Annotated in this window: 29 protein-coding genes; 17 read left to right on the top strand and 12 right to left on the bottom strand. The window is 52.0% G+C overall.

Annotated elements, in window-relative coordinates:
• Positions 1–32: 32 nt before the first annotated feature.
• From ACOQPM_RS14485 to ACOQPM_RS14500, 4 genes are all read left to right on the top strand, one after another.
• A complete protein-coding gene (locus ACOQPM_RS14485; RefSeq protein ID WP_420629974.1) occupies positions 33–1850 on the top strand; it encodes a hypothetical protein in 1818 nt (605 codons plus the stop codon).
• 24 nt (positions 1851–1874) lie between these two features.
• Positions 1875–2300, top strand: coding sequence for a hypothetical protein (locus ACOQPM_RS14490; protein ID WP_420629975.1), 426 nt, complete (start codon positions 1875–1877; stop codon positions 2298–2300).
• 10 nt (positions 2301–2310) lie between these two features.
• The gene (locus ACOQPM_RS14495) at positions 2311–2583 is read left to right on the top strand and encodes a DUF4242 domain-containing protein (RefSeq protein ID WP_420629976.1); all 273 of its coding nucleotides are present in this window, start codon (positions 2311–2313) and stop codon (positions 2581–2583) included.
• A gap of 67 nt (positions 2584–2650) precedes the next feature.
• Positions 2651–4285, top strand: coding sequence for a hypothetical protein (locus ACOQPM_RS14500; protein ID WP_420629977.1), 1635 nt, complete (start codon positions 2651–2653; stop codon positions 4283–4285).
• Here the strand turns inward: ACOQPM_RS14500 and ACOQPM_RS14505 are convergent.
• Positions 4275–5054, bottom strand: coding sequence for a nucleotidyltransferase domain-containing protein (locus ACOQPM_RS14505; RefSeq protein WP_420629978.1), 780 nt, complete (start codon positions 5052–5054; stop codon positions 4275–4277). The genes ACOQPM_RS14500 and ACOQPM_RS14505 overlap by 11 nt on opposite strands.
• Before the next feature lie 302 nt (positions 5055–5356).
• On the opposite strand from ACOQPM_RS14505, the gene rplU reads away from it, so the two are divergent.
• The 7 genes from rplU to ACOQPM_RS14540 all read left to right on the top strand — a co-directional run bounded on the left by rplU (position 5357) and on the right by ACOQPM_RS14540 (position 10907).
• On the top strand, positions 5357–5671 hold the full coding sequence (rplU, locus tag ACOQPM_RS14510; protein ID WP_420629979.1) for a 50S ribosomal protein L21: 315 nt from the start codon (positions 5357–5359) through the stop codon (positions 5669–5671).
• A 13-nt stretch (positions 5672–5684) separates the two neighbouring features.
• On the top strand, positions 5685–5942 hold the full coding sequence (gene rpmA / locus ACOQPM_RS14515; protein ID WP_420629980.1) for a 50S ribosomal protein L27: 258 nt from the start codon (positions 5685–5687) through the stop codon (positions 5940–5942).
• Positions 5943–5958: 16 nt separating this feature from the next.
• Positions 5959–6405, top strand: a complete 447-nt coding sequence (gene rpmE, locus ACOQPM_RS14520; protein WP_420629981.1) for a 50S ribosomal protein L31 — start codon at positions 5959–5961, stop codon at positions 6403–6405.
• A gap of 152 nt (positions 6406–6557) precedes the next feature.
• Positions 6558–7142 carry a thymidine kinase gene (locus tag ACOQPM_RS14525; protein WP_420629982.1) on the top strand — a complete coding sequence of 195 codons (585 nt, stop codon included), beginning with the start codon at positions 6558–6560 and terminating at the stop codon, positions 7140–7142.
• Positions 7143–7156: 14 nt separating this feature from the next.
• The gene (gene hpt, locus ACOQPM_RS14530) at positions 7157–7729 is read left to right on the top strand and encodes a hypoxanthine phosphoribosyltransferase (RefSeq protein WP_420629983.1); all 573 of its coding nucleotides are present in this window, start codon (positions 7157–7159) and stop codon (positions 7727–7729) included.
• A gap of 59 nt (positions 7730–7788) precedes the next feature.
• Positions 7789–9426 carry a CCA tRNA nucleotidyltransferase gene (locus tag ACOQPM_RS14535; protein WP_420629984.1) on the top strand — a complete coding sequence of 546 codons (1638 nt, stop codon included), beginning with the start codon at positions 7789–7791 and terminating at the stop codon, positions 9424–9426.
• A 194-nt stretch (positions 9427–9620) separates the two neighbouring features.
• On the top strand, positions 9621–10907 hold the full coding sequence (locus tag ACOQPM_RS14540; protein ID WP_420629985.1) for a citrate synthase: 1287 nt from the start codon (positions 9621–9623) through the stop codon (positions 10905–10907).
• Positions 10908–10981: 74 nt separating this feature from the next.
• Here ACOQPM_RS14540 and ACOQPM_RS14545 read toward each other — a convergent pair whose 3' ends face one another.
• From ACOQPM_RS14545 to ACOQPM_RS14580, 8 genes are all read right to left on the bottom strand, one after another.
• Positions 10982–11353: a DUF2203 domain-containing protein gene (locus ACOQPM_RS14545; protein WP_420629986.1), complete on the bottom strand. Its 372-nt coding sequence runs from the start codon at positions 11351–11353 to the stop codon at positions 10982–10984.
• A gap of 153 nt (positions 11354–11506) precedes the next feature.
• Entirely contained in the window at positions 11507–11911 is a 405-nt protein-coding gene (locus ACOQPM_RS14550) for a HesB/IscA family protein (RefSeq protein WP_420629987.1), read from the bottom strand.
• 191 nt (positions 11912–12102) lie between these two features.
• Positions 12103–12795 carry an SRPBCC family protein gene (locus ACOQPM_RS14555; RefSeq protein ID WP_420629988.1) on the bottom strand — a complete coding sequence of 231 codons (693 nt, stop codon included), beginning with the start codon at positions 12793–12795 and terminating at the stop codon, positions 12103–12105.
• A gap of 74 nt (positions 12796–12869) precedes the next feature.
• Positions 12870–13307, bottom strand: a complete 438-nt coding sequence (locus tag ACOQPM_RS14560; protein WP_420629989.1) for an SRPBCC domain-containing protein — start codon at positions 13305–13307, stop codon at positions 12870–12872.
• A gap of 1 nt (position 13308) precedes the next feature.
• Entirely contained in the window at positions 13309–13869 is a 561-nt protein-coding gene (locus ACOQPM_RS14565; protein ID WP_420629990.1) for a hypothetical protein, read from the bottom strand.
• A gap of 18 nt (positions 13870–13887) precedes the next feature.
• A complete protein-coding gene (locus tag ACOQPM_RS14570; protein ID WP_420629991.1) occupies positions 13888–14463 on the bottom strand; it encodes a polyhydroxyalkanoate synthesis regulator DNA-binding domain-containing protein in 576 nt (191 codons plus the stop codon).
• A 156-nt stretch (positions 14464–14619) separates the two neighbouring features.
• Entirely contained in the window at positions 14620–14997 is a 378-nt protein-coding gene (locus tag ACOQPM_RS14575; protein ID WP_420629992.1) for a phasin family protein, read from the bottom strand.
• A 95-nt stretch (positions 14998–15092) separates the two neighbouring features.
• Complete coding sequence (locus tag ACOQPM_RS14580) at positions 15093–15467, bottom strand: phasin family protein (protein ID WP_420629993.1); 375 nt, start codon at positions 15465–15467, stop codon at positions 15093–15095.
• Positions 15468–15741: 274 nt separating this feature from the next.
• On the opposite strand from ACOQPM_RS14580, the gene ACOQPM_RS14585 reads away from it, so the two are divergent.
• The 4 genes from ACOQPM_RS14585 to ACOQPM_RS14600 all read left to right on the top strand — a co-directional run bounded on the left by ACOQPM_RS14585 (position 15742) and on the right by ACOQPM_RS14600 (position 19680).
• Entirely contained in the window at positions 15742–17952 is a 2211-nt protein-coding gene (locus tag ACOQPM_RS14585) for a serine carboxypeptidase (protein WP_420629994.1), read from the top strand.
• A gap of 71 nt (positions 17953–18023) precedes the next feature.
• Positions 18024–18701: a hypothetical protein gene (locus ACOQPM_RS14590; RefSeq protein ID WP_420629995.1), complete on the top strand. Its 678-nt coding sequence runs from the start codon at positions 18024–18026 to the stop codon at positions 18699–18701.
• A 53-nt stretch (positions 18702–18754) separates the two neighbouring features.
• Entirely contained in the window at positions 18755–19159 is a 405-nt protein-coding gene (locus tag ACOQPM_RS14595) for an SCP2 sterol-binding domain-containing protein (RefSeq protein ID WP_420629996.1), read from the top strand.
• Complete coding sequence (locus tag ACOQPM_RS14600) at positions 19156–19680, top strand: ClbS/DfsB family four-helix bundle protein (protein WP_420629997.1); 525 nt, start codon at positions 19156–19158, stop codon at positions 19678–19680. Before ACOQPM_RS14595 ends, ACOQPM_RS14600 begins: the two co-directional genes overlap by 4 nt.
• Here the strand turns inward: ACOQPM_RS14600 and ACOQPM_RS14605 are convergent.
• Genes ACOQPM_RS14605 through ACOQPM_RS14615 form a run of 3 tightly spaced genes read right to left on the bottom strand, consistent with a single transcriptional unit; the run spans position 19670 to position 23365 of the window.
• Positions 19670–20992, bottom strand: coding sequence for a proton-conducting transporter membrane subunit (locus ACOQPM_RS14605; protein ID WP_420629998.1), 1323 nt, complete (start codon positions 20990–20992; stop codon positions 19670–19672). The genes ACOQPM_RS14600 and ACOQPM_RS14605 overlap by 11 nt on opposite strands.
• A gap of 52 nt (positions 20993–21044) precedes the next feature.
• A complete protein-coding gene (locus tag ACOQPM_RS14610; RefSeq protein ID WP_420629999.1) occupies positions 21045–21746 on the bottom strand; it encodes a hypothetical protein in 702 nt (233 codons plus the stop codon).
• Positions 21747–21778: 32 nt separating this feature from the next.
• The gene (locus tag ACOQPM_RS14615) at positions 21779–23365 is read right to left on the bottom strand and encodes a hypothetical protein (protein ID WP_420630000.1); all 1587 of its coding nucleotides are present in this window, start codon (positions 23363–23365) and stop codon (positions 21779–21781) included.
• Between ACOQPM_RS14615 and ACOQPM_RS14620 the strand changes: the two genes are divergently transcribed.
• Together ACOQPM_RS14620 and rarD are read left to right on the top strand one after the other, a co-directional pair.
• A complete protein-coding gene (locus tag ACOQPM_RS14620; RefSeq protein WP_420630001.1) occupies positions 23357–24559 on the top strand; it encodes a hypothetical protein in 1203 nt (400 codons plus the stop codon). The genes ACOQPM_RS14615 and ACOQPM_RS14620 overlap by 9 nt on opposite strands.
• A gap of 86 nt (positions 24560–24645) precedes the next feature.
• On the top strand, positions 24646–25539 hold the full coding sequence (rarD, locus tag ACOQPM_RS14625; protein WP_420630002.1) for an EamA family transporter RarD: 894 nt from the start codon (positions 24646–24648) through the stop codon (positions 25537–25539).
• Positions 25540–25596: the final 57 nt, after the last annotated feature.

The following is a 25596-nucleotide window of genomic DNA, read 5'->3' on the forward strand; positions in this document are numbered from 1 at the left end:
GCAGATTTGTGCACATTTTTAGCGAGGATGAAATGAATCGTAAAGTATTGTTAATTTTTGCAACGGCCGTTGCCATGTTAGTAGGCTGGCTTCTGACAAGGAAAGTCTACGCCGTTGGCACGACAGTGACAGTAAATAGAATCAGTGATTTTAGTGACCTAAATATTGGTGATGGCATTTGTGACATTTCAGTTAACTCAGGTGATCAATGCACCTTACGTGCCGCAATCGAAGAATTAAACGCGCTAGGGCCAGACACAACGCGCCACCGCATTGAATTTGATATTGCTGGAACAGGGCCATTTACCATTACGCCGGGGTCTGCCCTGCCAGAAATTACCGTGCCCTTAATAATTGATGGCGAAACCCAGCCGGGAGCTAGCTGCCCTACAGAAACTGACCCCGCCAGCCTGCAAATTGTGCTAGACGGCAGCAATGCAGGCACAAACGCAGATGGCCTCATTTTGGAAATCGGTAGCGATGGCAGTACGGTTCGTGGCTTAGTGATTGGCAACTTTGATGACAAGGGCATTAACATATTGAGCCTAGACAATCGGGTTGCCTGTACTCATCTTGGCATTGCGGCCGACGGGGTATCTGCCATGGGCAACGGTGGTTATGGTGTTCATGTTCAGGATGATGAAAATACGATTGGCGGGCAGGTTGCCCCTTCACAAAGAAATGTCATTTCTGGAAATTCTCTGGATGGCGTTCGGATTGAGGGAGGAGACAATAATCGTGTCCGTGGCAACTTTGTAGGCACAACGGCCGATAGCCTAAGCGAACTGGGCAATGGGCGAGGCATTTATGTTGTTGGAGACGGCAATATCATTGGGGGGGCGAATCCTTTAGCTGGCAATGTGATTGGCGGAAATAATTCGTACGGTATCCGTGTGAACAGTAGCGCAGATAATGCCATTCGCGGGAATGTTATTGGCGTTGCGAAAGATGGAACTACGCCCCTGCCCAATGGCAACAACGGCATTGAGTTGGTTGGCAATGCGACGGCAAACATCGTTGGCGGAACGGCCGTGGGCCAAGCAAACATTATCGCCCACAATCCCTCAGATGGTGTTACCCTCTATGAAAACGTTGTGGGCATTCCTGTGCAAAATGAGATTCGTGGGAATAGCATTTTTGCCAACGGTGGCTTTGGAATTGATCTGGGGAACGATGATGTTGATACGAATGATCCGGGTGATGGGGACGGGGAAGAAAATGAAAAGCAGAACTATCCAGTTTTAACCACCCTCCCAAACAGCTTTTTTGTTGATGTTGCCTTGGATAGCCAGGCAAACACAACTTACCAAATTGATATTTATCGTAACGATAGCTGCGATCCAACTGGCTTTGGTGAAGGTCAAGAATATTTACTCACAGAAGAAGTAACAACCGATAGTAATGGGTTGGTGATGTTCCAATTTTTGGCTGTAGGTTCTTGGCCAAATGATTACCTGACAGCCACCGCTACAGACCCGAATGGCAACACCTCAGAATTTTCAGCTTGCGCCCAGCTAGACGACGTTCCGCTCATCACGCCGACCCCGCCCACAAGTACGCCCTCACCTTCCTCCACGCCGCCACCTACCTCAACACCGACCAACACAGCCACATCAACAAACACGCCAACGGCTACAAACACAGCCACCGCTGGCCCCTCACCCACGTCCACAAATACGCTTCCGCCAACGGCCACTGCAACGGCAACCAGCAGCCCAACGGCGGAGCCGTCACCGACGCCAACAAATACAAGCTCGCCCACGCCCACGCTGCCGCCAGAGGTGACACCCACACCAGACCCAACACAAGATGATTCGTTCTTTATCTTTTTACCAGTTGTTATCAAGTAGCAATTTTCTAGTAGAGGTTCAATTATGAAAAAGATGTATTTCTTCTTATTGATGATTGCTGGTTTAACGGCCGTTCTCGCAGCGTGTGGTGATGACACTCCACCCCAAGTAACGACTGTGGCTGAATTATGCGATCTGCCAGCCAAAACCTTGGTGCAGGTGGAAGGCAACCTAAATTTGCCTAGCTTTCTTACCTGCCAAGAGGGTGAATGCACGATCAATTTTGGCAAAGATGGCAACGGAGTGCTCGCCAAAGTGCGCGCCCGCGACGAGCCATCTGAAAATATGATGCAATATCCTCCGGAGCAATATACGTTGGATGATTTGACCGTCGTGTTAGATGATGGCACACGGGTAGCGGGCCGGAATACGGCCGTTTTGGCAACGGGTCGTGTTGGCTCATCTGGCGGCAGTTGTCACCTTGACATCCAGACGATCCAGCAACCGTAGAGTACGCCAGATGCCCCGTTATCTTGTTGAACAAACTTTCCCAGATGGCCTTACGCTCTCCATTGATGATGAGGGAGCGGAATTTTGCCTGGATGTGGTGAGCAACAACAAGCTGGACGGGGTCACCTGGATTCACTCTTACGTTACGCCCAATCGGCGCAAGGCCTACTACATTTGCGATGCGCCCTCGCCAGAAGCGATCCGCCGTGCGGCACAGCGCAGCAAATTACCCGTAGACCGCATTACAGAGGTACGCATTCTCGACCCCTATTTTCTGCTTTGACCGTCCTTACTGGAGTGGTGGTTCGCTTGCGCCAACTACCCCTACTTCAAAAAGATTGGATAAGATTATGCACCAAACAATTACTCGTTTTTCTACGATTAGCCTGATCTTCCTCGTTGCCTTTGTTGGCACCATCAGCCTCTTGAGCCATTTCGGGCAAGCGGCCGCTTTGCCTTCTGCGACCTTTACCGTGAGCAATACAAATGACAGCGGCGCTGGCTCGCTGCGGCAGGCGATTTTGGATGCTAACAGTTCAGTAGGGGAAGATGTGATTGAGGTTACGGCCGTTGGCACAGTTGCCCTGCTTAGCCCACTCCCTACCATTACCGACACAGTAAAAGTAGAAGGGTCAGGGGTTGATCTGTTCATCGTAGATGGGCAGGGTTTGCACCGCGTATTTGATATTGGATTAACGGCCGTTACCCTCGCCGATCTCACCATTCAACAGGGAAGCGCCGCCGATGCCGACGGCCGAGGTGGTGGGATACGCAGCACCGGCATTGGCTTAACTTTGGACAGCGTAAATATTTTGAGCAGCACGGCAGAAAGTCATGGGGGTGGGGTGTATGTAACTGGTGGCCTAATAGTCTCGGACAGCCTGTTTCAGAACAATCACAGCATCAGCGGCACGGGCGGCGCAATCTTGAGCGGGGGCGTAACGTTTATGACCGACACGCAGTTTGTGGACAACACCTCCCGGCTAAGCGGTGGCGGGCTGTACGCTTTGGGTGAATTGCATGCAACCAATGGACTCTTTCAGGGCAATCAATCATTGTCAAACGGGGGCGGCCTGTTTAGCTTTAGCCAAACAACGCTGCAAAATACGCAGTTCCTCAGCAACACAGCGCAAAATCAGGGCGGTGGGGCATCGGCCCCCGGGGTGCTGACTATCACCAATGGGCTGTTCCAAAATAACCAGACGATTGTGGGCACGGGTGGTGGGCTATTTGGTCAGGATTTTGCTACGCTGCAAAATACGCACTTTTTGAGCAATACAGCCCAAAGCAGAGGCGGCGGCATCTATATGTTAGGTGCCGTGACGCTGACGAACAGTCTCATTCAGGACAACCAAAGCCTAAACCAGGGTGGCGGATTGTATGTCTTTGGCGCAGTCACGGTGGACAGCACCCAATTTTTGGGGAATGTGGCCATTGAAGGTGGCGGCTTGTATCATGGTTTTGATAAAGACGGCCGTCTCACAAACACGCTCTTCGCCAATAATAAGGCTACAAACGAGGCGGGGGCAGCGATGCTGTTGGCCTCGTCGGCCAATGTTGAGGTGGTGCACGTTACGATTGGTGGGCAATCCCTTGCCAGCGGCGCGGCTGTTGCCGTGTTGAGCGGTACAGTGGGCATTACCAATACGATTATTGTGAGCCACGCCATAGGTATTAGCCTCACCAGCGGCACGGTTAGCCAAGATTACAATCTGTTTTTTGACAACGGCGTGGATAGTCAAGGCGGTGTTTCTGGTGGTGCAAATAGCCTGTCTGGCAACCCCAGTTTCCAAAATCCGGTGCAAGATAACTACCATTTAGACGTTGATTCAGCCGCTATTGATGGCGGCACAGATTCAGGTGTGCTGAGTGATTTTGAGGGCGAGATACGGCCGTTCAACGCAGGCTTTGATATTGGCTTCGATGAAATCAATCTGGCTGACTTTTTGCTCAACAGACTTTACTTACCGCTGGTCAATCGCTAACCATTTCTAGAAAACGATAGGCTCCTGGAACAATAGCGTGGGGAACGGCCGTTCCCAATCCATCAAGCATTTCCATCATCATTTTCATCTCATCTGCCAATTCAAGAAGATAATCAATTTTGGCGGCTTTTGTAGGCAAGGCGGCCGTTTCTAAATGCGTTGTCGGCAGCCGAAGCAGTCGCTGAGATTTGTGAAAGTCGCCAATGAAATATTGTAAATAAGGAATACCTTCAGCGTCCGGCTGTCGCCAAATTTGTTTGGCAGAAACCATCAGCATCATCCAAAAATAGCTGATGAAGTGGTTGGGTTGGTTCATCAACGCTGGGTTAAGCTCGCCGCCTGGAAAGGTAATTGGGTCAGGGGCGCTGGGAATATTTCCTTTGTCGAATAGTGGCTTCGTTTCAGGAGGGCGAACGGCCGCAGCACGCGGCTGCCAATACCAATCCACATGATGCGGTGCGGTTGGCGCATCAAACTGGACGGCAAGGTAAGCACCGTTTGGCGGTGCATTGTGCGGCGCTTCCAGAAAAAAGACGGCCGTGCCCATCTGCTGCACAAACGCTCTTTTCTGTGCAACGACGGCCTCATACGCTTCGTCTTCAACAATGACCCACACATCAATATCGCTCAGAGCATCGCTCTCGCCACGACCTTTGGAGCCAAACAGCCAGGCCGCCACGATACGGCCGTCTTGTTCCAGTATCGTGTGAATTTTTTGTTGGAGAACGGCCGTTTCTGCCGCATAGGTTTGTATTCGTTTATTCATCATGCCAACCTAAACAGAGTTTTTCAAAAGTCCGTATTATTATATTAGCCAATGGGACGCGGATTAACGCGGAAAACGCGGATAAATCATTAGTTTTCCGCGTTAATCTGCGCTCGTCCGCGTCCGTTTTTTGATAGAGTTGGACTACTGAAAAGCTCTACCAACCTAAATTTTCGCTTTGACAACCGCCCTTTGGGTGGCTATAATTCTCGTTCGTGTTGGGGTTTCTACCACTGCCCCAGCAAATTACAAATTTTCATGCCGGCATCTACCATTTAGGTGCTGGTTTTTTTTGGAGGCACAACGTGTACGCAATTGTAGAAAGTGGTGGCCGGCAATACCGCGCCGAAGAAGGGCACAGCTTCTCTGTCGAAAAGCTCCCTTACGAAGTCGGTGAGCAGATTGAACTAGAAAATGTCTTGCTCCTGGCGAACGGCGATGAGGTAACAGTTGGTCAACCAACCGTGGCAGGTGCATCTGTCAAAGCAACCGTGGTAGATCAGTATCGCGGTGAGAAGATTTTTGTATGGAAATATAAGCCCAAGAAGCGGTATCGTCGCCGTCAGGGTCATCGGCAGAGCTACACGCGGCTGCGGATTGATGAGATTGTAGCAGGGTAAAGGAGCAAGTGACATGGCACATAAGAAAGGTGCAGGTTCAACAAAAAACGGCCGTGATAGCAATTCCAAGCGGCTGGGCGTAAAAAAATATGGTGGTGAATATGTCATTCCTGGCAACATTATTGTTCGCCAGCGTGGTTCCAAAATCAAACCGGGCAACCATGTGGGGCTTGGCAAAGATTACACCATTTATTCCATGATTGAAGGTAAAGTAACTTTCGAGACGAAACACGGCCGTAAATACGTCAGCGTGTACCCCATCGAAAGCTAAGGAAGGCGTTGGACAGATGAAACAAGATATTCACCCCAAATGGTATCCCGACGCCAAAGTTGTTGTTGATGGCGAAGTTGTAATGACCGTTGGCTCTACCCAGCCAGAAATCCGCGTGGAAATCTGGTCTGGCACCCATCCCTTTTACACTGGCACGCAGCGCCTGGTTGATACTGAAGGACAGGTAGACCGCTTTATGCGCCGTTTGCAGAAGCGCCAAGAGATGGTCAAGCAGGAAGAAGAAGTCAAAGAAACGGCCAAACCCGTGAATTTGGAAGTAGATGGCATGGATTTGGGCACACGCGCAACCAAAGCGTTAAAAGAAGCCGATGTAACCACTGTTGGCGATGTTCTTGAACTGCTCAACCAGGGCGAGGATGCGCTGTTGGCGTTGCCTGGCATTGGTCAGAAGGCGCTTATTGACATCAAGCGCTTCCTCCGTGCAGAAGGGCTCATTGACTAAACTAAACTTGGTCGGGAACGATTAAAAAGATAAAAGGGCAGATGCGAAATCGTATCTGCCCTTTGTTGTTTTGATACCCAACCTCCCGCAGGTTTACGCCCAAGTGGTGCTTGCGGATAGAACCTGCGGGAGGTTTTTTACAAGGAGGAACAATGTCCAAACATTCCAAAGGCCGCATTGAAGTGATTTGTGGCAGTATGTTTAGCGGTAAAACGGAAGAACTGATCCGCCGCCTGCGCCGTGCCCAAATTGCGCGTCAGCAAATTCAGGTATTCAAACCCATCATAGACAACCGCTACCACGCTGAAAAGGTGACTTCGCATAATGGGGCAGATTTTGAAGCCGTGCCGGTGACGTCGTCCCAACATATTTTAGAGACGCTAGATGAAGACACAACGGTGATAGCGATTGATGAGGTGCAGTTTTTTGATACGGCCGTCATTACCGTTTGCGAGCAGCTAGTAGCAGACGGACGGCGTGTCATTTGCGCCGGGCTGGATATGGATTTTCGCGGTGTTCCTTTTGGCCCCATGCCTGATCTGCTAGCCCGTGCCGAACAGGTAAGGAAGCTGCACGCTATTTGCGTGGTGTGTGGCGAAGATGCCAGCCGCACGCAGCGCCTCATTGATGGCCAACCTGCTGCATTTGATGATCCCGTGGTACTGGTGGGCGCAGCGGAAGTGTATGAAGCACGCTGCCGCGACTGTCATCAGGTTTTACCATCACGTAGCGCGTAAAAAGGAACGTATACATGAGCCAAAAAATCCAGGATATTTACGAAGATATTGATCATATTTTGATTTCGGAAGAACAGCTACAGCAGCGCGTCACGGCTATGGCAGCTGCCATCGAGGCAGATTATGCAGCGGATGAAGACCTGTTGCTAATTTGTGTGTTGAAGGGTGGGTATATTTTCTTATCTGACCTAAGCCGCGCTTTGAAACGGCCGCATCACCTCGACTTCATGGGCATTTCCAGCTACGGCGGCGGCACCACTAGCCGGGGCGCTGTGCAAATTATTATGGATTTGAAACAGCCGCTGGCTGGGCGTAACGTACTCATTGTAGAAGACATCATTGACAGCGGTCACACGCTGAGCTACCTGCGCCAAAATTTGCTGGCGCGGCAACCCGCCTCGCTTAAAATTTGTACGCTGCTTGACAAACCTTCCCGCCGTGAGGTGGATGTGGTGGTTGATTACGTTGGGTTTGATATTCCTGATGAGTTTGTAGTGGGTTACGGCCTGGATTTTGACGAACTGTACCGCAACTTACCGTTCATTGCCGTGCTGAAGCCAGAAGTTTTTGCCCATTTGAACCTATAATTACTCAGTTACCCAATTACAATTTGGGTAATAGGGCAATTAGGTAATTGGGTAATTTTATGAGTAATAACCAGCCAGATTTATCTGCATACGCAGGTCGTTGGGTGGCCTTGTATGGCACCCAGGTGACAGGCGTAGGCGAAACGCCAGAGGCAGCGCAGCAAATGGCGCGGCACAGTCGCCCCAAGGAGCGTTTTGTGTTGCGCTTCGTGGATGATTTATCTGGTGAGCCTTTGCCTTTGTCGCCGCTGCTGACGCAGCTACGGCCATTACTCCAAACCCAATCCCAGCCAATCTACCTAGTGGGTGGGGCTGTGCGGGATGCCCTACTGGGTCGCGTCAGCCACGATCTTGATTTTGTGGTGCCGACCAACGCTATCAAGCTGGCGTTCCAGGTGGCAGATGCACTGGGTGTTCCTGCCTACGTGCTGGATAAAGAGCGCGACACCGGGCGAGTGATGCTGTCAGAAGCCAACACCAGCCTCGATTTTGCCCGCTTTCGCGGCAGCGATTTGGCCGCCGACCTGCGTGACCGGGACATCACGATCAATGCGATGGCGCTGCCCGCTACGGCACAAACCTCGGCAGGGTTGATTGACCTTCATGGGGGTCAGGCTGATTTAGCGTCCGGGCAGATTCGCACGATTCATGAGCGCAGCTTGCTGGATGATCCGGTTCGCAGCTTGCGGGCAGTGCGGCTGGCACACAGTTTGGACTTTAATCTGACGCCGGAGACGGAAACGGCCGTTCGCGCCGCTGCCTCCCACCTGAATCAAATTTCTGCCGAACGCATCCGGGAAGAGTTGGTGAAATTGCTGGAAACGGCCGTTCCCCACCGCGCCATTGCCGATTTAGCCAACCTGGGCCTGCTGGCCGAAATCTTGCCTGACATCGTGGCGCTGACCCCTCTTGAACAATCTGCGCCCCATCACGAACCTGTCTTGGCCCACACCCTCTCCGTGCTGCGCTGGCTCACCCTGGTTGAAGAAATTATAGAGCCGCAGAGAAAAACCTCTGCGTCCTCCGCGCACTCTGCGGTAAAAAAAATATTGGAGCCTTACGCACCCAAAATTCAGGCAATGTGGCAAGAGGAAGTGGATGGTGGTGTGAACGGCCGTACCGTCCTGCGTCTCGGCGGTTTATTCCATGACGTTGGCAAAGCCCATACCCAAACCGTCGAAGATGATGGACGGATTCGCTTTTTGGAGCATGAAAAAGTCGGAGCAGAGTTAACTGGGCGCGTCTTGCGCCGCCTCACCTTTAGCAACGAAGCGATTGATCATGTTAAGAAAATTGTGGCTGGGCATATGCGCCCACTGCATTTGGCCAACAGCGGCGGCAAGCTGTCGCGGCGTGCTGTTTTTCGCTTTTTTCGGGCAACTGGCGCGTCGGGAGTGGACATCGCGCTGCTTTCCTTGGCGGATCATTTAGCAACCTACAACGGCACGGGGCCAGACCCGCGGTGGCAGGCGTTGCTGCGTGTGGTGGCCAGCTTATGCCACCATTATTTTGAGCGACATGAAGAAACGGTAGCACCACCGCCGCTGGTAGACGGCCGTACCCTCATGCAAGCGTTAGCCCTGGAACCTGGCCCAGAAGTGGGGCGGCTCTTGCGGTTGATTCAGGAGGCGCAGGCGGCTGGGGAGGTGGATACGGCCGTTGCCGCCATCGAATTTGCCCGTGCCTGCCATAAATAGCGCAATCATAAGCTCAAACTGCCCCTTTGCATAAGTAACGTTTATGAATATGGGCCATCTAACGGTGTAGAGATCGCTAAAAAAAGATATACTTATGTACAAATCCACTTATGCTCGTCAAAAGTAGATTTAAAAACACAACCACCTGAGCCAAAATATTTTTTGTGATTTACAATTATGATTCGGAGGTAATCATGTCAACAGATACCCTAACCATCACCGATAATCGGACTGGTCGCACTTACGAAATTCCCGTAGAGCATGACACAATCCAGGCTATGCACCTACGCCAAATCAAGGTGAACGAAGATGATTTTGGGATGCTAAGTTACGATCCCGGCTTCAAAAATACCGCTTCAACCAAAAGCACTATCACCTACATTGATGGCGACAAAGGCATTTTGCGCTATCGTGGTTATCCCATTGAGCAATTGGCAGAAAATTCCAATTATCTTGAAGTGGCTTATCTCATTCTGTACGGCGAACTGCCCACCAAAGAACAGTATGACGAATGGGAACACGTCATTGTGCACCATACTTTTGTGCATGAGAACATCACCCAGCTCATGAAAGCGTTCCGGCACGATGCTCACCCGATGGGGATGTTTATTGCCACCCTGGCGGCCATGTCTACCTACTATCCAGAAGGGCGCAACATTTCTGATTCCTGGATTCGTACCAAGCAAATTCACCGGCTCATTGCCAAGCTGCCAACGGTTGCTGCGTTCTCTTACCGCCACAGCCGGGGCTTGCCCTACGTATACCCTGACAATGATTTGAGCTACACGGGCAACTTCCTCAGCATGTTAGACAAGATGACCGAGGTGAAGTACAAGCCAGACCCGGTTTTGGAACGGGCACTCGATGTTTTGTTTATTCTGCACGCGGATCACGAGCAAAATTGTGGCACGGCCACCATGCGCGTGATTGGTTCTAGCCACACAGACCCGTACACGGCGATGGCTGGCGCGGCCGCAGCCCTGTATGGCCCGCTGCACGGCGGTGCCAATGAAGCAGTGCTCCGCATGTTGATGGATATTGGCGACGTCAAAAATGTGCCGGACTTCATCAAGGGCGTGAAGAATCGTGAACGACTGCTGATGGGCTTTGGCCATCGCGTTTACAAAAATTATGATCCGCGGGCGCGCATCATCAAACGCATAGCGGATGAGGTGTTTGAAGTGACGGGCAAGAACCCGCTGCTGGATATTGCCCTGGAGCTGGAGCGGATTGCACTGGAAGATGATTTCTTTGTGAAGCGCAATCTGTATCCCAATGTAGATTTCTACTCTGGCATTATTTACCAGGCTATGCGCTTCCCAATTGCCATGTTCCCGGTGTTGTTTGCTATTCCGCGTACTATTGGTTGGTTGGCACAGTGGGTGGAAATGCTGGAAGATTCTGAACAAAAGATTGCCCGGCCCCGCCAGATTTTTCTGGGTGAGGATGAACGGGATTTTGTGCCGATGGCGGATCGGTAATCAGTTTTCAGTAAACAGTAATCAATAAAGGTGAAGACGGCCGTTTCCTGCAAACGACCGTCTTTTTTTATGCCTTAAACTTGTTGCCGCCCGGAAAAGCCAGTGTGCAGCTCGTGGAAATATTCAATCTTTTCTTCGCCGTATTTCCAGCAAAGGTAAACGTCACGGCCGTTTCGCTCAGACAAGAAATCTAGTAATCCGGCATTGACATCTTTTAGCAGCACCCCGTACCCCTGAATTTGGTTAATCATGCGCTCAATGGCCGCAAAATCCTGCGTCAGTGTAGAAAGCTCCGCGCTGCCTACATTGCTGCGGTAATCGCCCAGCAAGTGGCCCAGTTGCTGCGCCAACCTGGATGCCCGCGCTCGCCTGGTGAGCAGCTGCGCCATCAGCGGCTTGAGGGTTGGTAACAGGGCGTTGGCTTCTTCCACAGTAAAATATTTCATCTGGCATTGTGTCGAATAGAGACTTTTGAAGTTTTTACCGAAATTGCATCAAACAGCAACACTGGAAACTTCAAAAGTCTGGCCGAATAAAAAAGCGGGGCGCATAACACGCCCCGCCGTAAAATTTAGCAAATGGTGAAAGGAAAGCAATGTTTAGCCGCAGCTACTGCAACCTCCGGCGCTGGCAGCAGCTCCTTGGCTTCCCTCAGTCTTGAAGGAAGTGCCACAGCCACAGCTAGAAACAGCGTTGGGGTTGTCAATCTTAAAGCCGCCGCCCATGATGCTGTCTTCATAATCAATGGTGGCATTGTTTAGGTACATCATGCTTGTGGGGTCTACAAAAACTTTCACGCCACCTTTTTCAATAACGTGATCATACGGCCGTGGCTCGGCTTCCAAAGCCATGCCATATTGCATCCCAGAACAGCCACCGCCGGAAACAAAAACGCGAAGCCCGTGATTGGGTACTTCTTTTTGAACCAGGAGGGTCTGGACAGTGTTTACTGCCGCTTCTGTCAGGTTGATTGTTTCTACATTTGTTTGTTCAAGAAGGTCCATAATTTCTTTCCTTAGCTTGTTTGATTGATCGCTTAAAACTTGCCTTCGCATTCTAACAAGCAAACGGACTCGTGTCAATTTATATCAATGCTTTCTTATATCTTGTAAATGAAGGCGCAAGCCTAGGAGGTTTCTCCACGATAAAAACAGTTGCAGAAAGCGTGTTATGTCAATTTTTGATGATGACATGCTTACTCTTTTTTATCTAACTTGTTGACTACTTTTTGAGCAATTTTGTTTGTCCACCAGTTGATAAGGATGCGGATAAGCAACAGTACACCAAGCAGAGCCAAGCCCGTTTTTACAAGATTGTCTCGCTGGTCGGGAGCTAAATATTCTTCTACAAGGTTTTTGGCCACGCCAACGGCAAATTGTGTTTGGGACGGCGGGGCTGGCGGGGGAGGTAGATCATCAGGACTAAGTTCACCGCTGGCACCAGCCATCATGCGGGCCTGCACTTGCTGACCCAAACCTTCCAGGCTTTGGCGAATAATGGCGTTGGCCGAGGTTTCTAACATGCGTTGGCCTACGCTGGCCAACCGCCCGCCAACGTCGGCATCGCCACTATAATGGAGATTGGTCATGTCGCCATCCGGTTCCAGGCGGAGAGCCCCTGTACCTTTTACAAAACCGGGGGCACCTTTGCCATCTACGGTGATCGTGCAGCTTTCTGGGTCGTTGATGTCGCTCATAACGACATCGCCCATAAATTTGCCTTGTACGGGGCCAACTTTTATTTTGAGTATGCCATGAAATTGGTTTTCGCCAGTTGGTTCCAGCTTTTCGCAACCAGGGAGAATATTAGCCAAAACGACGGGGTCTAGCAGCATGGGCCAAAGTACATCACGAGGTGCTGCAAAAGGATAGCTACCTTCGACTTTCATTGATTTTTCTCCTGAATATTCTTAAATATTTAAGTGGAAACTTGCATAAGTTGTACCTAATGTAAGATGCAAAGTCAAACAGTTTCGGCTGCTGTTTTGAGGCAATGGAAGAAGCTTTGGATGAGGCGTGGCGCTGTCGTTTGAATCATTTGGGCAAGAAGCTTGTTGGGCGGGTTGAGTTGGGCCGTAAAGGTAAGGATGGTTTGATTTGTTTGGGCGCTGTTGAGGGTGAAGTCACCCTGTATAGGCACGGCCGTACTGCCCATTTTTGCTTCGCCAATCCATTGCAGGTAGGTGGGTGGGGTAATCGTTTGCCAGATGAGTAGTACAGGAATAATGACGGTGCTTTTGCCACTGCCCCAGCAAAATTTTAGCTGGAATTGGGTGTCAGTTTCCAGGGGGGACCACCCTTGCAGACGAGGCGTACATTGCCCTACAAGTTGAGGGGTGGTGAGGGTGTGCCAAACGGCCGTTTGCGTCGCCGCAAAAGTGACATCGCCACGAAACTCCATTTTATTTGTTGACAGGTTGTTGGGCTGCTTCCCAGGTAGGAAACGCTTCTATGGAGCGTTTGATAAATCCGTCGGCAATTTCTTTCACGCGCTCATCGGTAATGCTTTGGGCAATTCGTTTAACCACACGTTTAGGCATGAGACGCATCCCTAATGGCCGTTCCAGTTCTGCTTTTAGGCGGATGGTATATTCCAAACGAGTTTGTATACCCAGATCAAAAAAGTGGGTTTCAATGGCAAATAAACCGCTGCCGGTAGCCTGCCGCATACTGGTTTCTGCTTGAATAGGAGGTGCTTCCCTTATATTTACGGGATAAACAGTCAAAATCATCTCCTGCCAATTCACGCTGCACTCTAGATCAGAATAAATTTGGATGGTATACGCGCCTAGCTCAACCGTCTCATACAGCATTCGAATCTGGTTTGGCGTATAGGCATGAACCAGAGAAATATGGGGCAAGAACTCAGCGACACGACGGAGGTCGCTGTAATACGTCAGCGCAACTTTAGGAACAGCGGGAAAAACAAATGCCCGTTTAATAGAGCCAGTAATGTTTATCATGCAGGCGGGTTATGTGAGTTAGTTGTTGTTATCGTTTTCTGCTGTTTTTTCGTCAATAAGATTATCAATTTTGGTCGAGAGATTTTCAATTTGACTGGTTAGTTGTTCAACTTCCTCGCGGGAAGGCACACCACGAACAGTTAGCAAGCGTTCCAATCGCTGCTGGCCTGGCATCATCTCTTTACTTTTCTCCTGGCCAGCGGCAATAAGTTTTTCGCTTAGGCTAATCGCTTCGTCTCTGGCCATCTCACCTCGTTCTACCAGGGTTTGCAGCCGTTTGTCAATTTCTTCATCCACATGCTTGAGCAGCTCTAGCGGCGAATTGAGGTTGCGGCGCAGCGTGTTGAGCGTGTCGCCCCCAGCGCGCACCAGCCCTGTGAGAACTGATTTAGGCAAAAAGCCACTGTTTCGCTTTTCTTGTTCAAAGATGATTTGGGTGAGGGTAACGGCCGTTAAATCTTCTTCGGTGGTGTGATCAACAACCTGAACTTCGGCTCCATCTCGAATCAGCTCCGCAATGCCATCTAGGGTAATGTATTTCTTGGCGTCGGTGTCGTATAGCTTCCGGTTAGGATAACGTTTTATTACAGGCATAACGGTTCTGTCCTTATTTGAATTGCATAATGATTCAGTGCGTCATGTGAAATTATAGGCGTGATTATCGGATATGCAAAAAGGGAGAGAAGCAGCGCAACGGCCGTTTCTCTCCCAAAATTTTCGGTTTTTCAGTTTTATGCAAACAGAAAATACTTACTTTTGTTCTTTCAGCGTCTCAATCTTCTTGGTCAGTTCGGCAACCTTGTTGCTCAACTGCTCAATATCAGACTTCGTGGGAATGTTCATGCGATTGAGCAAGCCTTCCATCCGCTTTTCTAGCTCATCGCTAACCCGTTTGCTGCTTTCTTGGGCGCGTTGTTTGCGATTTTCAGCCAGATCGTTTAGCAAGGCACGGCCGTCTTTTTCCGCGATCTCACCCTTTTCAACCAAGCGCTTAACAAACTTTTCCGCTTCGCCCTGGGCAACAGAAACAGCACCCACACTTGCTAACAAGGCGCGGCGAATGCCTTCCACAAATGGATTTTTCCCTTCATCAACAGCTTCTTCTTGAATTTCAATTTTCTCTGCCATTTTTACCTCAGCTTGTTTTATGCAACGCGGGTAGATGGTTACCATCTACCCGCGAAAATCTACCGTATTATTAAAATGCTCGTACCCAGAGGTGGTTATGCAGCTTTGCTCAGGTCGTTTACCTTTTTGTTCAGGGTGGTGACCTTGCGGCTCAGTTTGTCAATATCGCTTTTGGATGGAATGTTCATCCAATGCAGAGCATTCTCAAACCGCTTTTCGATCTCTTTTTCAACGCGCTTGGCTGCCTTTTCAGCATCTTTTTGCCGGGTTTCAACCTGCTTGTTAACCATTTTGCGGGTCTTGGTTTCGGTTTTGGTGCCGCGTTCTACCAGGTTATTGAACATGCTAAACAGTTCTTCTTGGGCCAGGGTGACTGCACCCAAACCAGCCAAAACAACTTTACGGCCGTTCTCAACCAACAAATTTACATTTTCTTCTACCGTTTCGGTGAATTCAATTTTTTCTGCCATTTTTGTGCCTCCTGCAATCCGGTATTGGTGGATTGCGTAATATCAAGTTAAGTTAGTTTCTTCATGACGCATTGCATCATAAGTAAAATATAACACAGTGCGTCATGAATGTCAAGCCGCTAAAACGCACGATTTTGCAATAATATCGAACAGAGCAATGCAGATCGGAAAATTGTGGCAAAGTGAGTATAATCATGCACCACCAAACTTTGATAAAATCCGAGAATAGCAAACCAACACATGATCTATCAAACCACAAAAAGGAGTGTGCCTCATGTCGGAGCAGGCTGACTTGAACCCCAAAATTGCTGTGCTGCACTATCACGGCGCAGAAGAAAGTGAAGAACAAGTAGAGCTGCTTGGCAGTGCGGTTCATATTCATCACATTGGTTGCGACGGCGATTTAGACAAAATGGCCGCGCAAATTGAGGCGCAAGATGGCCAAGTAGCTGCCATTGCTCTTACGGGTGTTGCCAAAACATTGCGTTTGGGCAAAGCGCGGGTGGCACATCCCGCTGCCGCACCGCTGTTTGAAGTTGCCCAGCAAACGCCAGTGGTAGACGGGGCTGGCGTGCGTGCGGCTATGGAGCGTTGGGCTGTGCGGCTGGCGGCAGAGGCGCAGCCCGGCATCTGGTCACGCAAGCAGGTGCTCATGGCGCCCGGCCTCAACCACGAAGGTCTGGCGATGGCACTAAGCCAATACACCGAAACTGTGCGTTATGCAGACCCGATCGTTTATTTTGCTTTGCCGCCCGTGCCTGGTGTGGGTAGCGCCGAAACATTACCCCGCGTTGCAGAACCAACCTTGAATCAGTTACGTGCCTATCCGTTCCGGCGGTTATTCCCCAAAGCGGGTGAATCGGTACGGCCGCGCAGCCCCAAGCTGTTTGAGTGGGCAGATATTTTGGCTGGGAATGTGGCCGGCATTCGCCGCTATGGACCAGCACAGCTCAAGCGCAAGGTTGTCGTCACAGAATCGGTTACTGAGGAAGACGTGGCTGATTTGCGGGAGCGCGGCGTTTCGGCCATTGTTACCACTATGCCGCCACTGGATCAGGAGTTGGCTCATTTGGGAGCGGCCGTTTTTGAAGCCATTCTCGTTGCCCTACGCCCAGATACAACGGCTGCCCTTACCGAAAACACGTACCTTAACCTGATGGCCCAGATGGAATGGAAGCCGGGCATCAAATTATTGCAGCCTGAAGAAGCAGGCATTAACAAATTTGCCTTTGTCATTCATCCGCTGTCGCCACGCTTCATTTACACTCACCCCAAATTCCGCTGGGCACGCTTCTTCCCAGACAGATTGGTTGAGCGCGTTGCAGCCCATCTGCCCCCCATGTACGGCAGCCGCATTACCGGCATCGAAAGCCCTACCACTGGCCAAAAAATCGAGGGATATTTACTTTACATTGGTGGCACCCCCCGCGAACTGATGCGCCGCGATCCTGCCTTTGTTTATCGTCGCCTCATTCGCGCTTCGCGCATGGCAGAGCGATTCGGCGCACGTCTGATGGGCTTGGGCGCGTTCACTTCTGTAGTTGGGGATGCGGGCATTACCGTGGCGCAAAAAGCGGATATTGCTATCACCTCCGGCAACAGCCTCACCGTGGCCGCTACGCTGGAAACAGCCAAGCAAGCAGTGGTAAAAATGGGCAACAGTCTGGATGATGCTCATCAAGGTAAAGTGATGGTGATTGGCGCAACCGGATCGATAGGCTCTGTTTGTTCCCGCTTGCTGGCGCAGGCGGTGCCAAACATCGTGTTGGTAGCCCCCCGCCCTGAAAAGCTGATTGCCCTCAAGCAAACCATCGAAAGCGAAACGCCCAACGCCCAGGTGACGCTAAGTACAACGGCGGATGATTACGTGGGCGATTGCGATCTGATTGTGACGACGACGACAGCTCTGAACACGCGCATTATTGACATTACCAAGTGCAAGCCGGGGGCCGTTATTTGCGACATCGCGCGCCCGCCAGACATCACCGAAGAAGAGGCTGCGCTGCGGCCTGACGTGCTTGTCATCGAATCTGGGGAGATTTTGCTGCCGGGCAAGCCGGATTACGGCATGGACATTGGCCTGCCGCCTGGCGTAGCCTATGCCTGTTTGGCGGAGACGGCGCTGCTGGCATTGGACGGCCGTTTTGAAGATTATACCCTCGGTCGCAACATCGAAATTGAGCGCGTTAAGGAGATTTACCGCCTCTACAAGAAACATGGTTTGGAACTGTCTGGCATTCGTAGCCACGATCATTTCCTGACGGATGAAGATTTGGCCAAAAAGCGTGCCCTGGCGGACGAACTGCGTAATGACCCGGCCAAGCTGGCGGATGTGCAGCGGCAGGCAGCCGCTGCCCTACCAGTAAAAGGTGGGCGGAGTAAGGCAAAACGGGGTGGCAACGGCCGTACCACAACCATACTCGCCAGTGCTGGGGCTGCGGTGCTGGCAGGCGTGGCTGCCCTCTTCTTTTGGCGTAAAAAATAGATTTAGTGGTTGGTGGTTAGTGGCTGCTTACCAACTACCAACCACTAGCAACCAAAATCAGGAGACTTTTTATGAGTGAGCAATCCCCAACCCGCTGTGCAGCTACCACCAAAGCAGGCAAGCCATGTAAAAATTGGGCATCCGACGGTTCTGACTACTGCCATGTACATCAAAAGTTGGCGCAACCTGCTGCTGCGCCAGCCATGAGTGAAGCTGAGGCGGAGCTATTGACTCGCAAACAGGCACTTTTGGCTGAGTTGGATGAGTTGGTAGCTGATTTGAAAACGGCCGTTCCCACCGACACTGCCTCGCCTTACAATCCCCTTAACCTGCTTACCTATCTGCGCCAAAACCTGAATCAGTTTACACCAGAAATGCAGCTAGGCATCCTGCAAAACTTTGAGGGCATGACCCGCGAAGATTTGATGGACATTGAGACATGGAAAGGGATGGGGTACATGCTTAGTTACTCAGCCCGGTTCCAGGCCAGCCAACTGCGCGAAAAGATGAATGAGCAGCTCCCCAAGCCGCTCCAGCCAGATACCATGCTGAGCTTTGTGAAAACCAACATTGATCGCTTCACGCCGGACGTAGCCAAAGGCATCATGGATAGCCTACAAGGGGCCACCCGTGAAGATTTGATGGATCCGGATACGTGGAAAGGAATTTGGTACATGATCAATTATTCCGTCCAGTTCCAGGCAGAACAGTTTAAACAAAAGCTAACTGGAGAAACGGAAGAAGAATAAATGCTCAATTACAGTGTCAGTAATTGGGTAATTCAGTAATTCGGTAATTTCAGATGGCCTACCAAAACGAAACGCAGCTTTACGAATATTTGCAGGACTTATTTACTCAGGTGAAGGCGGATTTGCCGCAGGCGACAGAATCGTTGCTGAAGGCCAAGTTGTTTATTCGTTTCAACGTGTCTGGGCCAGAGGCCACTTTTTTAATTGATGCGCGGAAACGGCCGTTACAAATAGAATACGGCCGTGCCAACACTCACAAACCAGACCTAGACGTGGACGTGACGGGCGAGGCGCTGCACCAAATTTTGCTAGGGGAACTTAGCCTCACCAAAGCCGTTGGCAGTAAAAAAGTGAAGCCCAAAGGCCCTGTATGGAAAGTGATGACCCTGGCAGACCTCTTTTACTACGCCCAAAAAATCTACCCCGATCTGTATGCGTCGCAATCAGACGAAACATGAGTACAAAATATCCGAAACCTTCCAAATCGGAATTGATTGCCAAAATGAACGAGGGTCTCGACCACTTTTTGGCTTTCATTAATCAATTTTCAGAAGCGCAGCTATTGGAGTTGAAGGACGCTGTGGGTTGGAACGGCCGTGATCACATCACGCATTTGGCCGCCTGGGTAGAAGGCATCGGTGCCTTGCTGCGCCGTGAAGACCGTTGGGCAGCGATGGGCTTGGCCGGGCAAATCCTCAGCAATGGTCAATCAGATTATGATGCAATGAACGCCCAAATTGCTGATCAGCAGAGCCATTTGTCACCGGCGGAGGCGCGAGAGGGGCTGATAGCAGCGCATGAACGAACCGTCGCTGCTGTAGACCAGCTAGACGAAGCTGATTTGCTGCTTCCTTACGGCCGTTTTGTAGCACCGTTTACGGAAGATAGCGGCAAACCAGTTTGGAACTATGTAGCGGGCAATAGCTTTGGCCATTACAACCAACACACGCCCTGGATTAAAGCTATCGTCAACCAATAGCTGTTTGCGGAAACAGCCCCAGCCCCAAAACAACCAGCAACACAGCACCAATCACAAGTTGAAGCCAAAGCGGCTCGGACACGGCCGTTTCGCCCCCATCATCTTCACGCTTAGTCAGCAAAACAGCTAACAGGCGCAAAATGCCCGCTGCCCCTAACCCAAGCCCCAACAGCGCCAGTGCAGGCAGCCACCAGGGAAGATTGCCCAAATTTGCTTGTTCAGCAACGGCCGTTAACAGTTGCCAATGCCCCGCGAACCCCACCGTAAACGGCAGCCCCAGCAGCGAAAACAGCCCCACGCCCAGCAGCGCCACGCTCAGCGGCGACTGTCGTCCAAATCCTTTTGGCAAGCGATCCATTGGCAACACGGGCTGATGCCGCTGAAGCAGCACCCAGCCGCCAGCCACCAGCAGTAAGCTCCCAAACCGCCCAATTTGCAAGGTAACGGCCGTTTCCCTTCCCAGCGACGTAGGCAAAAGCAACGTCAAAATCGTAAGTGCCATATCTAGCAGCAAAATATTGCCAATGGCGCGGCGTAGGTGAACGGCCGTTACCGCCAACACCCCCGCCACCAACAGCGTCAATCCGCCACTTAACATAATAAGTTGGCGGAAAGTCGCGTCTGTCAAATTGGGGCGGATGGTTAGCGCTTGAAACAGTAACGTCAGCGGCACGATGGGGGCCCAACCCGCCACCAGCACCAACGGGAGCGGCTTGGCCTCATTCACTACCGTCTGCAGCCAAATGTGGAAGGGAAAACCCGCCAGCAAAAGTAAGGCAGCGATGGCGACAAGCTGGCTGAGCGGCAATTGCCAATCCAATGGCTGTGCCTCTAACTGCCAGTTGGCAATGAGCAGCAGCGGCACCGCCAGCAACCCAGCCAGCAAATAGCGAAAACTGCCCCGCACCGACCCGGCTTGCCCAGACTGCACCGCTAGAGCCAGCGAACCGATTGCCAGTAAAAGCAATCCCATCGCCACAGCAAACGTTTGCGCCAACAGGCTTGCTGCCAAAAAAGCAAAGCCGACCAATCCGCCCGCTACAAACCAATCTCCAGAGGGAAAAATGATGGCCAGACTGAACAAAATGAACAACCCGGCCAGCATCGTCAGCAGCAGGGCATGATTGTCTGGCGTGAGCAACATTGGCTGGTTCCAGAAGATGACGGCCGTTCCCGAAACACCCACTCCCCGCAGCCACACCCACAGCCCTCCACTAGCCACGGCCCCCACTAGCTGCGGCTGACGCACCAGCAAACGTGCCACCAGCGCGGCGATGAGTGGGGTGAAGAGGAGGGTTTGTAATGTTGTCATTTTTAGGAGATCGGAGATTGGAGACTAATAATCTCTAGTCTCCAATCTCTATTTAATCAACCAGGGCGGGAATTGCATGGCGCATCTGCACCAGATACGCCACCACCAATGCCAGCGCTAGCGTGACTGCGGCCAGCACAATCAGCATCGTGGCAGATTGATCCAGTGCGCTATAAAAAAGTTCAAACCCGGTTAAAAACATGAAAACACCCATACCAGCTTTGAGCGGTTCGCCAGTGAGCACCAATCCTAGCAACCCCAACACCACCAACGCCAAGATTGCCAGGGACAAGTGTGACAAGCTATCGCCGATGGCGGGCAGCGCAAAATCGGGTCGTTGGAACTGGCTGGTGATGAGCCAGAGCATGACCAGCACCAGCAGCAGCCGCAGCGGTAGCGAGGTGGGGATGCGTAGCGGCCCCACTTGAAAGCTCTTTTCTGGCGCAACATCTTGCAGCTCATCTGGGGCTACGTCTTGAGGGCGGCCGCCCCAATTTACCTGCCGCGCCGTGAAATAGAGGATGAGGCAGGCAAACCAGCCCGCCAGCAGCTTCACCATCGCCAGTCGCGGATCAAGCAAATCCACAAACAGCAGCCCGGCAAAGAAATATTGCGCCGCCAGTGCTGCCAACGCCAGCCGCCAATCCCAAATGATGATGACGAGAACGGCCGTTACCAAAACAGCATATGCGGCGGTGAAGCCACGCAGTCCGTCTAGTCGTTCTAGCCAATCGAAAATTGTTGGAAAATTCATAACTCTCAAAATGGTTAATAATTGACCATTTCCTAGCCTGTCAGAATAATTATTACCGCTAGAAGCAGCAGCCACAGCAAGCCGCTGTCGCCATCCAAAACGTCGGCGGCATCGTTGACGGCCGTTTGCAGGCCAGCCCCTAACTGTTTTACGGTGGGCAGATTGTCGGCAAAGGACGGCCGTTCGCTGCCCAACGCTTGCCGAATGGTGAGCCGCACTTCTTGCGGCTGCCCAACCAATCGGGGCAGGATGATGCCAGCAACGGTGGTAACTGCCAAAATCAACAGTACCAGCAGCGGCACGGCTGTCCAATTGATATTCGTTACGCTGAACAAGCCCGCCGCTGGCAAAATGGGCACTGCTTCGCGTAGCCAATCTTTTGTTGTACGCTCCACATTTGCTGAGGGGCGAACCTGCTGCGTTAGCAGCCAAATGCCCGCCACAATAAGCGGAACGTGCAGCAGTGCCAACACCAGCACCAACGCCCAACGGCCGTCTGCTAACCAAATAGCGTACAAACCAGCCCGACTAGCAAAGGTGGCGGTTAACGGTGCGCCTGCCAAAGTTGCTAAGATGATGCTGCCAACGGCCGTCCGCACAAATTTGTGGGTAGTAGGCCGTAAAACCAGCAAATACAAGGCGCTGCCTGCCAGCAAAATCGCTCGCAGTTCCGCTAAAACCCCCGCAGTGCCTACCCAGATGGCAGCTAGCAGCAGCAGGTGGCTTTGCGCCAGCAGCAAGGCGGTGACGGCGTAGCTGGGCAAATGGAGCCGATTCCAGGCAAGCTGCACGCCTCGGAAAACGCCCACCAGCCCCAGCACGGTGAGCAGCAAGCTAACGCCAGGACTGAGTTGCGCCACCGGCAGCAGACGCACCAATAGCAGCCCTCCCGCCAGCGGCGGCAAGAGGGGCGTTAGGGCGGCAACGGTCGTTTCATTTTCGTGCGTTTTTGGTTGCCATAGCGGTAACGGCCAAATATTCAGCAGCAACGCCGCTGCCAGCAGGCTGGTGCGGCTAGAGCCAATGGGCCACGCCAGCAGCAGGCCCATGAGCAAGGTGGCTCCCTTGAAAATAAAACGATTGCTCCGTTCCCCCGCCAACCAGAGGGTGATGAGCCAACTTGCCAGCAGCAGCGTCAGCCCAGCCAGTAACCCGGCAAAGCCAGCAGACCAGATGGCCGTAAGCCCAGCTGCTGTGAGCAGCAGCACACTTGCAGGCGTGGTAGATCTGTTGGCAGGATGGGTTGGTTGCAGAAGCGCATGGAGGGAAACGGCCGTACTCACCAACAGCAGCCAAACCGTTATGTGCCAACTGGTTGTGTCAACTTGCCAAGTCCAGTCGGGCGGGGAGCCGCTGGCAGACCAGGCCAGAAAAGTGGCAGTAAGCGGTAGCTGCGTGCGTAAAATGAGCCAGATTAGCAGCAAAAGGCCCAGCAAGGATACGGCCATATGCCATCCCCAATTTTGCTTAAAACGCGGCAAGGCTACACAAACGGCCGCTCCCAACAGCAGGAGCCAAAATAACAGCGGCAAAAGTTCCATACAGAGCGGCGATTGTAGCCCGACGGCCCATTGCTGGCAAAGTGCCTCATGTGCGATTAAAATGGGCAAATGATTCAAAAGAAGACTGCTTTTAGCTTAATTAGCCTGCTATTTCTGCTGCTAGTTGGCTGTGGTGGATCGGACGAGGTGCTGCCGACGCTGGCACCGCTGGTGCTGCTGCCGTCACCCACCGCAACCTCGCTGCCGCCTACGCTAGACATCAGCACCCGCCCGCCAGAAAGCGGCATTTCGCCCTCAGGCGGCGATGGCACGGCTTCGGCACAGGCAACCCCCAAGCCAACCGTCACGCCCACGCCCGTCAATCCGCTCATTAACATCAGCGACCCGAACCCCAACCAACTGCTCACGCTGGGAAATGAGGTAGAAGTGCGCGGCTTGGTGCAGATGGAGGCGGATCAATCAATTGTGGTCTCTTTGTGGTCTAGCAACGGCCGTCTACTCACAGAAGTTGCGGCCACAGCCAACGAATTTGGCTGGCAAACTTCATTTATGCTGCCGCCATACGTGAGTGGCGCAGCCACCATGCGCGCCAACTTGCTCGGTGCAGATGGCTCAATTTTATTCACTTACGATGTGCCGGTTTGGCTCACGCTCAACAAGGAAACAGCAACGCGCTACCTGGAGATGTTCCGGCCCACCATCAATGCCAAAGCGGTGGGCGGCTTCAACATCTTCTTTGACGGCGAGGTTTTGCTGCCGGTAAACCGCACTGTCACCATCTCCATTTGGGCCGATGATTGCCAAACGCGAGTGGCACGGCAAAGTTTTGTATTGGGCGCGAGCAATCGAGCCGTCTATTGGCAAGGATTTGTGGTAGTGCCGCAAGATTTGGTGGGGCCAGCCTGTGCCGTGGCCAGCACCGGGGAACCGGGCACGGAAAATTGGCGCGAAGCGTCTGTACCCATCAACGTGCTGGCACCCACAGAGCTGGAGGCGCGGGGCGTGACCATTGGCAACCCGCCCCCAGATGATGAGGTATTTGCTGGGCAGGAGCTTTTCTTGTATGGCACGGCGTACAACGTGAGCGAAGGACCAGTCAGCATCTCAATTTTGATGGAAAACGGCCGTGTTGTCACCCAGACCAGCTTCAACACCGATTATTGGGGGTATTGGGAAACGGCCGTTTCCCTGCCCATAGACATACAGGGATTGGCGGAAATTACCGTTGCCGCTGGGGAAGGGGACACTTTTAACGAATCTACCACCATCATTCGGGTCAATCCTGCACCTACGCCAACGCCGGGGCCATGAGTCGGTAATCAGTAAACAGTAAGCGGTGATCTGTTGGTAGGTTCATAATTCATCCCTCATAATTCATAATTTTTAGAGGAATATTGATGAATAGAGGCATATTGTATGGCATAGCGACTTACGCATTGTGGGGACTGTTTCCGCTTTACTGGAAGCTGCTGCAACACGTACCAGCCATGGAGATTTTGAGCCATCGCATGACTTGGTCGTTAGCGTTTGTGCTGCTGTTGTTGGTAGTGCGGCGGCGGTGGGATTGGTTGAAAACGGCTGTACACACCCCACGCACCATGCTTCTCTTCGTCGCTTCCGCCTTGCTGCTTTCAGTGAACTGGTTTGTGTATATTTGGGGCGTTAACGCAGGTTTCATTGTGGAGACCAGCCTGGGCTACTTCATCAACCCCCTAATGAACGTGCTGCTGGGCGTTATCTTTTTAGGCGAAACACTGCGGCGGGGGCAGTGGGTGGCCATTGGGCTGGCCGCTGCGGGGGTCATTTATCTCACGGTGCGCTACGGTGAGCTGCCCTGGATTGCCCTGACGTTGGCCACCTCGTTTGCGCTGTACGGCCTCCTCCGCAAAACAGCGCCGCTGGGGTCACTGGAAGGGCTATCTTTAGAAACTGCGCTAATGTTTTTCCCTGCGTTGGGGTATCTGATTTACCTGGAACTGGCGGGAACGGCCGCTTTTGGGCATGTGGATAGGCAGACAACATTTCTACTGGGATTTGCTGGGGTGGCAACGGCCGTGCCGCTGCTGCTTTTTGCCGCCGCCGCGCGGCGCATTAAGCTCGCTACCGTTGGCATCCTGCAATACATCGCCCCCACGCTGCAATTTCTCATTGGCGTACTTATCTACCATGAACCATTCACGGCAGATCGCTTGGTTGGCTTTAGTTTGATTTGGCTGGCGTTGCTAATCTATTCTGGGGAAAATATCTGGTTTAGTCGGCGGCAGCCGCGCTTGCAAGCGGCAGGAGATTAGAGAATTGGCCGCGGATTGCACGGATTAACACGGATTTTCCTTTTTACCCGCGCAATC

Source organism: Candidatus Leptofilum sp. (assembly GCF_965223525.1).
Taxonomy (GTDB): domain Bacteria; phylum Chloroflexota; class Anaerolineae; order Promineifilales; family Promineifilaceae; genus Leptofilum.